General features: G+C 56.5%; 10 protein-coding genes. 2 read left to right on the top strand and 8 right to left on the bottom strand.

Annotation, left to right across the window (positions count from 1 at the left end; genetic code table 11):
- Complete coding sequence (locus GHN92_RS05775; RefSeq protein ID WP_153379678.1) at positions 1-1,497, top strand: hypothetical protein; 1,497 nt, start codon at positions 1-3, stop codon at positions 1,495-1,497.
- A 636-nt stretch (positions 1,498-2,133) separates the two neighbouring features.
- Positions 2,134-4,131 (top strand): choline transporter BetT, encoded by a 1,998-nt coding sequence (betT, locus tag GHN92_RS05770; protein ID WP_094999601.1) that lies wholly within the window; start codon positions 2,134-2,136, stop codon positions 4,129-4,131.
- Between the two features lie 723 nt (positions 4,132-4,854).
- Here the strand turns inward: betT and GHN92_RS05765 are convergent.
- The 8 genes from GHN92_RS05765 to GHN92_RS05730 all read right to left on the bottom strand — a co-directional run bounded on the left by GHN92_RS05765 (position 4,855) and on the right by GHN92_RS05730 (position 12,166).
- On the bottom strand, positions 4,855-5,070 hold the full coding sequence (locus GHN92_RS05765; protein ID WP_003444581.1) for a molybdopterin-binding protein: 216 nt from the start codon (positions 5,068-5,070) through the stop codon (positions 4,855-4,857).
- Positions 5,071-5,104: 34 nt separating this feature from the next.
- Positions 5,105-5,911, bottom strand: coding sequence for an aliphatic sulfonates ABC transporter ATP-binding protein (gene ssuB, locus GHN92_RS05760; protein ID WP_095017916.1), 807 nt, complete (start codon positions 5,909-5,911; stop codon positions 5,105-5,107).
- A complete protein-coding gene (gene ssuC / locus GHN92_RS05755) occupies positions 5,908-6,714 on the bottom strand; it encodes an aliphatic sulfonate ABC transporter permease SsuC (RefSeq protein WP_016782831.1) in 807 nt (268 codons plus the stop codon). The genes ssuB and ssuC overlap by 4 nt, the downstream gene beginning before the upstream one ends.
- Before the next feature lie 7 nt (positions 6,715-6,721).
- Positions 6,722-7,870 carry an FMNH2-dependent alkanesulfonate monooxygenase gene (gene ssuD, locus GHN92_RS05750; protein WP_153379676.1) on the bottom strand — a complete coding sequence of 383 codons (1,149 nt, stop codon included), beginning with the start codon at positions 7,868-7,870 and terminating at the stop codon, positions 6,722-6,724.
- Between the two features lie 31 nt (positions 7,871-7,901).
- A complete protein-coding gene (locus tag GHN92_RS05745; protein WP_153379674.1) occupies positions 7,902-8,867 on the bottom strand; it encodes a sulfonate ABC transporter substrate-binding protein in 966 nt (321 codons plus the stop codon).
- 101 nt (positions 8,868-8,968) lie between these two features.
- Positions 8,969-9,562 (bottom strand): NADPH-dependent FMN reductase, encoded by a 594-nt coding sequence (gene ssuE / locus GHN92_RS05740; RefSeq protein WP_094999605.1) that lies wholly within the window; start codon positions 9,560-9,562, stop codon positions 8,969-8,971.
- A gap of 310 nt (positions 9,563-9,872) precedes the next feature.
- A complete protein-coding gene (locus tag GHN92_RS05735; RefSeq protein WP_153379672.1) occupies positions 9,873-10,511 on the bottom strand; it encodes a peroxiredoxin in 639 nt (212 codons plus the stop codon).
- A gap of 293 nt (positions 10,512-10,804) precedes the next feature.
- The gene (locus tag GHN92_RS05730) at positions 10,805-12,166 is read right to left on the bottom strand and encodes an OprD family porin (RefSeq protein WP_094999606.1); all 1,362 of its coding nucleotides are present in this window, start codon (positions 12,164-12,166) and stop codon (positions 10,805-10,807) included.
- Positions 12,167-12,331 lie beyond the last annotated feature (165 nt).

The raw sequence follows: 12,331 nt of genomic DNA, 5'->3' as shown, positions 1-12,331 counted from the left end.
ATGGTGCAAATACCTCTGGCACCCGCGGATATCAAATACCTGGAACATAGACTCGCCGTGAAAGACTACGCGGGAGGATACCATTACTTATATAATGTTGCTCAAAAAGCTATTGCCAACCAGGCCGATGGCGAAGTGAGAGACCAGATGTTGATGACGGCTAACTGGCTTATGGCTGCAAAATCTATCAATAATATTGACGGAAGCTTTGCAAGCGAACTGGTTTCCAATTCCATGCGATATGCAGTTGAGCGCTCCGGAAGGAAATTCACTTCGCGTATGTATAAAAATGCTTCTGACAGATTAGCCCACCAAGTTATTGCGGATTTTATTCACGCTAAAGGCATTTTGCCAATTAAAGATGTGATCAAAAGAGACGTGCAAGCCGCAGTAAAATACTTAGGTTTGGAACCATGGCAATGGGCCGGGACGCTCGGTGATGAGTTTCCTGTGTGGGGGGGTGGACTAGGGCATAATTACGTTGAGATTCCGGGCCGTAACTTTTTAGAGCAAATGGAAAATTATGCCACGGTATTTATACAAAATGCCGCTGCTATTGGGATGATTTTCGAAAAGTATTTTGGCAATGCCTCAATGATTATACCTATTGTCATAAAGATAGTATTTGAAGATTTATTAGTAAAAGGTGTAGAAGTTGATATTTCACTGCCTGTGATTCCAGGTGGCGGTATAAGTAACGGTACGGCTGGTAGTCTTGACAGTGGCGGAAGTGGGGGGGCAGGTGGCGCTACTTCTGCATCGAACGGCTACAGCACAGGCGGAGGGGTACCTGTGACAAATATCGAAAGGCCAGCTGCTAATGTTGATATTTCTTTGGAAAGTGTTGGAGGTCTCAACTATATAACGCCAGAACAAATTGCAAGAATGAAATGCGCCTTAGAAAACAAAGTAGACCCTTTGATTTTGGATCTGGGTGGGGCCGGAGCAAAACTCACCAACCCTCATGTCTCTCCTGTTCATTTCGACATGAACAACGACGGCGAGAAGGTGCAAACGGGGTGGAGCAGCCCTGACGAGGGTATGGTTGTTTTGGACCTTGATGGAAACGGAAAAATTGATAATGTCTCGGAGTTGATGTCTGAGTATTTTGGCGCCGAACAAGGAAGCCGTGATTCGCCGAGTAAAAAAACCTTTGATAATGCATTTGATGCACTGAGTAGCCTGGATAGCAACAAAGACCTTAAGTTTGATAACCAGGATGAACGCTGGGGCGATGTGAGAGTTTGGGTTGATGCCAATCATGATGGCCAAAGCAGGATTGAGTCGACTGGTACAAGCGAGTTACATTCGCTGGACGAGTTAAGTATTTCACAGATTGATCTGAACTATACAAGGCCATTAGCAGATGCTCGAAATGGCAATGATATTGTAGGTGTCAGTAGTTTTACTCAGCAGGGTGAAATTAAAGAAGCAGTGGCCGTTAATTTTTCGACGATAACTCCTGATGAGCCATCGGCAGAGACATTGAAAAGTTAAATTGATATAAATATCCGTTGAAAGAAAGCATGCTTGATCTGTCGATGGATTTCTATCTGTGGGCTATTGTTAACTTCGATGTATGAAATAGAGTGTTTGTAGTCTTAAATCTTTGATGACTGTCATCGGGTAACAATATCAGGTGTTCATTGTGTATCACTGTTTGTTCGTCTTGGTGCTTGTATAGTGCGGGCGCCAATGCGAAATAAGTCTCTGGGACCACTTCAATCAATAGGGTCCCCCTTTCTTCTGTAAATTCTTCGATGCTTTCCACCTGAGGCACTACTGATCGGCGTCTAAATCAGTCTATTTTTTGATCACTGCGCTTCTGCGAATATTTTTTTTGGATTTTTTTCAGCGCCCGAAAATGCCGTTTTCTTTTGCCGTCGCCCTCCCCTGATAGCCCCACGCTATAACGGCTGAACGATGATCATGGCCATGTGTCATACCTTGCCATGAGCTAACGTATCAGGCGTGCAGCTGCGGGCAGCGATTAGTGCTGAAAGGCCATCCATGTTTAACTTGAATGCTTGTTCAAGTTAAACCGGTGGTCCGCTGCCCGCTCACAACAGGAGGCTAACCCTTGCCGAATCCGCTCTTTTTGATCCCGTTTTACCTCTATAAGGTGCACATCCAATGAGTGTACCGATCACGTCCGAGACGTCCTCGATCCGCATGAACCCGCCGGTGTTCTACTTTGCCGCCGCGTTTATCCTGATCTTCGGTGTGGTGGTCATCGCCATGCCTGCCGCTGCCGGCGAATGGCTGCTGGCCGCACAAAACTGGGCGGCCAACACGGTCGGCTGGTACTACATGTTAGCGATGACCCTGTATCTGATCTTCGTGGTCGTCACCGCCTTGTCCGGCTACGGCAAGATCAAGCTCGGTGCCGACCACGACGAACCCGAGTTCAGTTACCTGTCCTGGGCGGGCATGTTGTTCGCCGCCGGGATCAGCATCACGCTATTTTTCTTCTGTGTGTCCGAACCCCTCACCCATATGCTCAACCCGCCGCAGGGCCCGGCCGGCAATGCCGAGGCTGCGCGCCAGGGCATGCAGCTGCTGTTCCTGCACTGGGGCCTGCACGGCTGGGGTGTGTTCGCGTTCGTCGGCATGGCGCTGGCCTACTTCGCCTACCGGCATAACCTGCCGCTGGCGCTGCGCTCGGCGCTCTACCCGCTGATCGGCAAGCGCATCAACGGCCCCATCGGTTATGCGGTGGATGGTTTCGGCATTATCGCTACGGTATTCGGCCTGGGTGCCGACATGGGCTTTGGGGTGCTGCACCTCAACTCCGGCCTCGACTACCTGTTCGGCATGCCCCATACCCAATGGGTGCAAGTGGGCCTGATCACGTTGATGATGGGCGCCGCGATTCTGGTGGCGATTGCCGGTGTCGACAAGGGCGTGCGGGTGATGTCCGACATCAACATGCTGCTGGCCTGTGCCCTGCTGCTGTTTGTGTTGTTCGCCGGCCCCACCCAGCACTTGCTCAACACTCTGGTGCAGAACATCGGTGACTACCTGGGTGCACTGCCCACCAAGAGTTTCGATGTGTATGCCTACGACAAGCCAAGTGACTGGCTGGGCGGCTGGACCGTGTTCTATTGGGCCTGGTGGATCGCATGGTCGCCCTTTGTAGGCCTGTTTATTGCGCGTATTTCCCGTGGCCGGACCATCCGCGAGTTCGTGTTCGGCGTGCTGCTGATTCCGCTGGGCTTTACCCTGGCGTGGATGTCTATTTTCGGCAACAGCGCCATCGACCAGGTGCTCAACCACGGCATGGTAGCCCTTGGCCAGTCGGCTATCGATGACCCGTCGCGTACGCTGTACCTGCTGCTTGAGACCTACCCGTGGAGCAAGACCGTTATCGCGGTGACGGTGTTTATCAGCTTCGTGTTCTTCGTGACCTCGGCTGACTCCGGTACTGTGGTGCTGTCCACCCTCTCGGCCCGTGGCAATAACGCGGACGAAGACGGCCCGAAATGGCTGCGGGTGTTCTGGGGCGCGATGACTGCGCTGGTCACCAGTGCGCTGCTGTTCTCGGGCAGTATCGATGCGCTCAAGTCAGCGGTAGTGCTGACCTCGTTACCGTTCTCGCTGATTTTGCTGCTGATGATGTGGGGCCTGCACAAGGCGTTCTACCTTGAGTCGCAGAAGAAGATTGCGCAGACCCATTCCCTGGCGCCGGTTTCTCACTCGCGTCGTGGTGGCTGGCGCCAGCGTTTGAGCCAGGCCGTGCACTTCCCGTCGCGGGACGAGGTGTACCGCTTTATGGACACCACCGTGCGCCCGGCGATTGAAGAAGTGAGTGCGGTGTTCCGGGAGAAAGGCCTTAACGTTGTCACCCAGCCAGACCCGGCCAACGACAACGTGAGCCTGGAAATCGGTCATGGGGATGAACATCCGTTTATCTATCAGGTGCAGATGCGTGGCTACTTCACGCCGTCCTTCGCCCGGGGTGGCTTTGGCAAAAAGGAGCAACTGCGTAATCGCCGTTACTACCGTGCTGAAGTGCATCTGGCCGAAGGCAGCCAGGACTACGACCTGACGGGCTACACCAAAGAGCAGATCATCAACGACATCCTCGACCAGTACGAACGCCATCTGCAGTTCTTGCATTTGGTGCGCTGATTGGTTTGGTGGTGATTCAGGCTGCTGTGATGGCCTGAGTCACCGGGCTGATGCCATCGCGAGCAAGCCCGCTCCCACAGGTTTTGGGTGTTCTCACCATGTGTGGATGCTCGTCAAACCTGTGGGAGCGGGCTTGCTCGCGATGCAGGCGCTGCGATTTCTACAGACCTTTCGCGCACTTATGTGGGATCGGGCTTTCACCCGCGTTACCCCATTGTGATGCCCCAAGCGGGCTGCCTATAGTCCGCTCCATCGCTGAACATCAGCGATCAGGCGTGCAAGCCTGACTCTCAGATTTCCAACTTTTCATTTCGCTTGGTAGGCTCTGCGCCTGCAATCGGCGTTATGGCGGTTGTGCGCGGGAGATCTTCGGGTCTGCCGGGTTATCTGGGACCGGTCTTGCACACCCGAGCACAATTGCTAGCCTCTTTCTGCGTGCAAGCTGATTGAGGTGGCTCCTTTTCTTAGGAGTTAAAGCATGTCCCAGTACGTTCCCCAAACCGACAATCCCGTCGGTTCCCACGTTTTATTGATCGATCCCCGCGCCTCTGTATCTGCCCTGCTGGCCTGTGCCGAGCAGCGCACTCAGGCGGCCAAGAATTTGTTGCGCTGTTTATCGCTGATGAGCGGCCACAGCCATGACCCCCAGGATTTGAGGGCGATTTTCAGGCACAAAAAACCCCGAAGGGCTTACGCCGTTCGGGGCTGTGAATCACCCATGATTTACAACTTGGCGATGGACACTTCAGTGGACTTTACGAACGCGATCACTTCGCTACCGACCACCAGCTCCAGCTCCTTGACCGAGCGGGTGGTGATCACCGAAGTCACGATGCCCGACGCCGTTTGTACGTCGATTTCCGACAGCACGTCGCCCAGTACGATTTCCTTGATGTGGCCTTTGAACTGGTTGCGAACGTTGATGGCTTTAATGGTCATGGTGTCGATTCCTGTCTTGGGATAGAAAGTGGGTTTATTGCGCCCAGCGCAGTTGCGTAGGCAGCGGTGCAACGGGTTCCGGCTCAGGTGGCGAGCCAGGCAGTGCAAGAACACGGTTCAGTACTTCGGTTTCCAGTGCCGCCAGGCGATGCGAGCCGCGTAGCCGTGGGCGTTGCAGGTCGACCGTGAGGTCCAGCCCTACCTGGCCTTCTTCAATCAAAATGACACGGTCGGCAATCGCAACGGCTTCGCTCACGTCATGGGTCACCAGCAATACGGTAAAACCATGCTGGCGCCACAGGCGTTCAATCAGTTGCTGCATTTCGATGCGGGTCAGGGCATCCAGCGCGCCCAGCGGCTCGTCAAGCAGCAGCAGGCGCGGTTGGTGGATCAGGGCGCGGGCCAGGGCCACGCGCTGCTTCTGACCGCCCGAGAGTGCTGCCGGCCATTCATTGGCGCGCTCGGCCAGGCCAACTTCTTCCAGTGCCTTGAGCGCCTTTGGCCGCCAGTCGCCTTTAAGGCCCAGGCCCACGTTGTCGATGACTTTTTTCCAGGGCAGTAAACGCGCTTCCTGAAACATCAGGCGCGTGTCTTCACGGGCCTCTTGCAGGGGCGCACTACCGGCCAGCAACTGGCCTGCAGTGGGCTGATCCAGGCCGGCCAGCAAACGCATCAGGGTGCTTTTGCCGCACCCGCTGCGGCCTACGATGGCGACAAACTGCCCTGCCGGGATATGCAGGTTGATATCACGTAGCACCAGGCGCTCACCGAAGGCCTTCTGCAAGCCGTTGATGGCCAGCGGTATGCCCTGGCGCAAACGTGGAGGTTGTTGAGCTGTCATGCTGCACCGCCTTTAACCACTTGATACGCCGGGTGCCAGCGCAACCAGATGCGCTCCAGCCCCCGGGCTGCGGTGTCGGCCAGTTTGCCGAGCACTGCGTACAAAACAATCGCCAGCACCACCACGTCGGTTTGCAGGAACTCCCGGGCGTTCATCGCCAGGTAGCCAATACCGGAGCTGGCGGAGATGGTTTCGGCCACGATCAACGTCAGCCACATAAAGCCCAGGGCAAAGCGCACACCCACCAGGATCGACGGCAGCGCGCCCGGCAATATCACCTGCCAGAACAGGCTGAAACCGGACAGGCCATAGTTGCGCGCCATTTCCACCAGCGCCGGGTCAACGTTGCGGATGCCGTGGTAAGTGTTGAGGTAGATCGGGAATAAAGTCCCCAGCGCCACCAGAAAAATCTTCGCTGACTCGTCGATGCCGAACCACAGGATGACCAGCGGAATCAGCGCCAGATGCGGCACGTTGCGGATCATTTGCACCGAGCTGTCGAGCAGGCGTTCACCCCATTTCGACAGGCCGGTGATAAAGCCCAGCGCCAGACCGATGCTGCCACCGATCACAAAGCCGAGCCCGGCGCGCCAGCCGCTGATGGCCAGGTGTTTCCAGATTTCGCCACTGCGCACCAGCTCGACGCCGGCCGTGATCACGGCACTGGGGGCGGGCAGGATGCGTGTCGACAGCCAGCCCGCTGACACGGACAGCTGCCACACTGCCAGCAGCAAGACCGGCAAGGCCCAGGGCGCCAGGGTGTGACCGATATTTTTGAGGCCCGAGGCCTTGCCTGAACTCATGGCGACCTCAGCTCTGCGACGCGGCTTTAGGGAGGATGTCATTGGCGACCATTTCGCCAAACGGGCTCACGTAGCCTGCACTTTTTGGCAGTTCCGGGCGTTCGATATCCAGGTGCGGGAACAACAACTCGGCCACACGGTAGGACTCTTCCAGGTGCGGGTAACCGGAGAAAATAAAGGTGTCGATGCCCAGGTCGGCGTATTCCTGAACCCGTGCGGCCACGGTCGGACCATCCCCGACCAGCGCCGTACCAGCGCCGCCCCGTACCAGGCCCACGCCTGCCCACAGGTTAGGGCTGACTTCGAGGTTGTCGCGGCTGCCGCCGTGCAGGGCGGCCATACGCTGCTGGCCCACCGAGTCAAAGCGCGACAGCGAGGCCTGGGCACGGGCGATGGTGTCGTCGTCCAGATGCGAGATCAGTTTGTCGGCGGCCTTCCAAGCCTCCTCGTTGGTTTCACGCACAATTACGTGCAAACGAATGCCGAAACGTACGGTGCGGCCCAATTTGGCGGCCTTGGCGCGCACCTGTTCGATTTTTTCTGCAACGGCAGCCGGTGGCTCGCCCCAGGTCAGAACCATTTCCACTTGTTCGGCGGCCAGATCCTGTGCGGCTTCCGAAGACCCGCCGAAATACAGCGGTGGACGCGGTTGCTGAATCGGCGGGTAAAGCAGCTTGGCGCCTTTGACGGTGATGTGTTCACCATCGTAGTCCACGGTTTCGCCTTCAAGCACACGGCGCCAGATGCGGGTGAACTCTACCGAGACCTGATAACGCTCTTCGTGGCTGAGGAACAAACCATCACCGGCCAGCTCTTCCGGGTCGCCGCCGGTGACCAGGTTGAACAGGGCGCGGCCACCGGACAAACGGTCCAGGGTCGCGGCCTGACGCGCTGCAACGGTGGGCGACACAATGCCCGGGCGCAGGGCTACGAGAAATTTCAGGCGCTGGGTTACCGGAATCAGCGATGCCGCCACCAGCCATGAGTCTTCGCACGAACGACCTGTAGGAATCAGTACCCCGCCAAAGCCCAGGCGGTCAGCAGCCTGCGCGACTTGTTGCAGGTAACCGTAGTCAACGGCGCGGGCGCCTTCGGAGGTGCCAAGGTAATGGCCATCACCGTGGGTAGGCAGGAACCAGAAAATATTGAGGCTCATGGAGTGGTCTCCTAATTAGGGGCAGCAAGCGTTAGTTGGCTTTGGCCAGATTGGCCGGGGGCGTCCAGATCACGTCTTTCACAACCAGCGGCTTGGGGATCAGCTTGAGCTGGTAAAAACTGTCGGCGATTTTTTGCTGCGCGTTGACCACTTCCGGGGTCAGAAACTGTGCGCCGTAGCCTTGGCGCTTGACCGCCGTGAGGGTGATCTCAGGAGACAGGCCCAGCAGTGGTGCGACTTGTTTTGTCACGTCCTCGGGGTGGGCCTTGGCCCATTCGCCAATAGTGCGTACTTCATCGACCAGGGTTTCGATCACCTTGGGGTGCTGTTCGGCATAAGGCTTGGTAGCCAGATAGAACTGATGGTTGTCAGCGATGCCACTGGCGTCACGCAGGGTGCGCGCATGCAGCTGTTGTTCGGCGGCTGCCTGGTACGGGTCCCAGATTACCCAGGCATCGACACTGCCGCGTTCAAAGGCAGCACGGGCATCGGCGGGGGGCAGGAACACAGTCTGGATATCGGTGTATTTAAGGCCGGCGTCTTCAAGGGCGCGCACCAGCAGGTAGTGCACGTTGGAGCCTTTGTTGAGGACGACTTTTTTGCCTTTGAGGTCTTTGACCGAGGTGATGGTCGAATCCTTGGGCACCAGAATCGCTTCGCTGGTGGGGGCTGGTGGCTCGTAGGCGACGTAGAGCAAGTCGGCGCCGGCGGCCTGGGCGAACACGGGCGGGGTTTCGCCGGTCACGCCGAAGTCGATGGAGCCCACGTTCAGGCCTTCAAGCAATTGCGGGCCACCGGGGAATTCGGTCCATTGCACGTCAACGCCCTGCTCGGCCAGGCGCTTGTCCAGCGTGCCTTTGGCCTTGAGCAGCATCAGCGTGCCGTATTTCTGATAACCGATGCGCAGGGTATCGGCTTGGGCCTGGGTAACAGCACCGAAGGACACAGCCGCAGCTAAGAGTGCGACCAGACCACGACGCAAAATGACAGGGCGCATGGCGCTCTCCTTTTTTGTTGTTCGGGATTCGGGTAGCACCTGCTGGGCCGTTAGCGGATCAGTAAGGTGGTGGAGCTTTTATCGGTGGGAAAAATGCTGTTTCAGATACTCCAGCGAGCCGTCACCAGGCGCTCGTTGAGGATGCTCGGGTCCAGTGGCTTGGGGCGTCGCGCCAGGGCGCTGTAGAACTGTTCGAGTGACTCTTGCAGGCGCTGTTCCAGAATCGGCACCAGTTGCGCTTGTGCGCCGCCTTCGCCGTAAGCAATCTGGCTGTCTTCGGCAAAAATGCCCTGCAGCATTTCCTGGGCCTTGAGTGCCGACAGTACTGGCTTGAGGGCGTAGTCCACGGCCAGCATGTGGGCGATGCTGCCACCGGTGGCGATAGGCAGTACCACTTTGTGGCTCAGGGCGCGTTCTGGCAGCAGGTCGAGCACGGTTTTCAGCGCGCCGCTGAACGAGGCTTTGTACACCGGGGTGGCAATCACCAGGCCATCGGCGTTTTCGATCTGTTGCAGCAGGTCGATGATTTTCGGGCTGTCGAAGCGTGCGTGCAGCAAGTCCTCGGCCGGAAAGTCGCGTACCTGATAGCTCACCACTTCAACGCCTTGCTGGTTGAGCCAGCGTTTGGCGTGGTCCAGCAACACTCCTGAGCGGGAACGTTGGCTTGGGCTTCCTCCGAGTGTCACGACCAGCATCTAGACGTTTCCTTGAATGAATATGTGCAATTCGCTGTCAGCGTTTTCGCTTGAGTGAACAGACCATAACAGGTGATTTATATATCTATAAATCATATTTATTCATTTGTTTATTCTTAAAATGCATATGCCTTTTTGTTAAATCGAAAGCAAAAAAAAGGCCGTCGAAACGGCCAAAAACCCTGTTGAAGACACGGTTGCATGTTTGTGGGAGCGGGCTTGCTCGCGATGGGATCGGCGCGGTGTATCAGAAAAAACCGCGGCGCCATCATCGCGAGCAAGCCCGCTCCCACAGGGTATGAGGTTGGTTTTACTTGTTCGGCTGCGGCGTCAGGCGCAGGTAGGGCTTCACGGCGCGGTAGCCCTTGGGGAAGCGACGCTTGATTTCGTCTTCGTCCTTGAGCGACGGCACGATCACGACCTCGTCACCGTCCTGCCAGTTGGCCGGGGTGGCCACTTTGTGGCTGTCGGTCAGTTGCAACGAGTCGATCACCCGCAAAATTTCGTTGAAGTTGCGACCGGTGCTGGCCGGGTAGGTAATGGTCAGGCGGATTTTTTTGTTCGGATCAATCACGAACAACGAGCGCACGGTCAGGGTGTCGCTGGCATTGGGGTGAATCAGGTCGTAGAGGTCAGACACCTTGCGATCGGCATCGGCCAGGATCGGGAAGTTGACCACGGTATTCTGGGTTTCGTTGATGTCCTCGATCCACTTGTGGTGTGAGTCCACCGGGTCTACCGACAGTGCGATGGCTTTGACGCCGCGCTTGGCAAACTCGTCCTTGAGCTTGGCGGTGAAGCCCAGTTCGGTGGTGCACACCGGGGTGAAGTCCGCCGGGTGCGAAAACAACACGCCCCAGCTGTCGCTCAGCCATTCATGGAAACGGATCTTGCCGGCGCTGGAATCCTGTTCGAAATCGGGGGCGATGTCGCCGAGTCTGAGGCTCATGGTGCAGCTCCTTTTTATTGGCAATGGCGGGGCGTGTTGGAGCCACTCTGCATGCATCAGGAGATAATTAAAAAGAATAAATATCGATTTGATTAGATCAAAAAGAGATATTAAAAACTGTTTCATTGGACGCGGCCCAGGCGTGGGGCCACTGTGGGTTCTGGTTTAGGCAAGGGGAGCGGCAGGGAGCTGCGACTATTAATGTGTTGCGAATTGACCGTTGAGGTCTTCGGTAAACACCCTGCCCGGCATTGCGCCGGGCAGGATTTTTCTTACTTTGTACTAAATCACGCTTACAGCAACGGGATCGAGTAGCTCACGATCAGACGGTTTTCGTCCTGGTCGCGCTGGCCAGCAATATCGTTGCGCCACATGGCGTTTTTCCACATGAAGCCCAGATTTTTCAGCGTGCCTTCCTGGATCACGTAAGCCACGGTGATATCGCGTTCCCACTCGGAAGAGCCATTGCTGGTTTGCACATTTTTGCTGTTGTAGGTGTCGATATTGTCGCCACGCAGGTAAACCGCGCCCGCCGTCAGGCCAGGTACGCCGACTTTGGCGAAGTCATACGAGTAACGCGCCTGCCAGGTACGCTCGCCAGCACGGGCGAACTTCGAGATCTGCATATCGGTAGGGATGTACGCCGATGCACCGTCGCCCTGGTTCAGGAACGGGAAGTCGCTGCTGCCGTTACTCACCTGATAACCGCCACCAAAGGTGTGACCTTCAACGGTGTACAGGAACAGGCCGCTGATCAGGTTGTTGTCGACCTTGCCCTTGCCGCTACCTGCAGAGCTGTTGGCGTAATCACCGGTGGTGTAATACGCAGAGTCGTGGCCGTTCTTGCCGTCGTCGGTGCTGTTGAAGTAGCGCAGGTCAGATTTCAACACGCCCGGACCGATGGACCAGTTGTGAACCAGGCCCAGGAAGTTTTGTTTGTAGAAATCTTCCAGGTTGCCGTAGTAGTACTGCAGCAACAGGTCTTTGTTGACCTTGTAGTCCACACCGCCGTAGTAGAACTTGTTAACGAACTTGCCCGTAATGGAATTGTTCGCGCCGGCAATCGACAGGCCTTCGTTGTTGCTCGAGTTACGGCCCTTGGCGTGCTCGATCTGGCCGCCGGTGAAGGTGAGGTCCTTGAACTCGCTGGAAGTGATCTGGCCACCCTGGAAGGTTTGCGGCAGCATGCGACCGTCGTTGCTAACGATAACCGGCAGTTTAGGCTGCAGGGTACCGATGCGCAGTTCGGTCTGGGACACCTTGGCTTTTGCGGTCAGGCCCAGGCTGGAGAAATCGTCTACAGCGTGGTTGCCATCGCTTGGGAACACCGAACCGCCATAGTTTGCGCCGGTAGGGTTGCCGTGTTTGCCAGCGCTGGAGTCGAGCTTGACGCCCAACAGGCCAATGGCATCAATACCGAAACCGACTGTGCCCTGGGTGAAGCCCGAAGTGAAGTCCAGCTGGAAGCCCTGGCCCCATTCTTCAGTCTTGCTTTGCGCACCGGCAGCTTTGGTGCCCGAGTCACGGTTATCGTTATTGATATAGAAGTTACGCAGCTTCAGCGTGGCCTTGCTGTCTTCGATAAAGCCGGCAGCGCTGGCTTGTTGTGCCAACAATCCTACGGCCACAGCGATGGCCAAGGTGGACTTGTGCATTGTGTTGCTCCTTTGCGTTTCTAATTTTTGTAGTTCCTCAGCCCCGGATCTGATGCCTGGGTGCTGCAGATGCGCGATTAGCGCCAGACGGTGACCGGCAAGTCAATCGCAACCCATCATGGCTACGACCTTTGTCTAATCATTCGTCGTTTGTGCGCAGGTTAA

The organism is Pseudomonas sp. FSL R10-2964 (assembly GCF_009600035.1).
Classification (GTDB): domain Bacteria; phylum Pseudomonadota; class Gammaproteobacteria; order Pseudomonadales; family Pseudomonadaceae; genus Aquipseudomonas; species Aquipseudomonas bubulae.
Note: the sequence above shows the minus strand (reverse complement) of the source record. Positions and strands in the feature narration are given on the sequence as shown.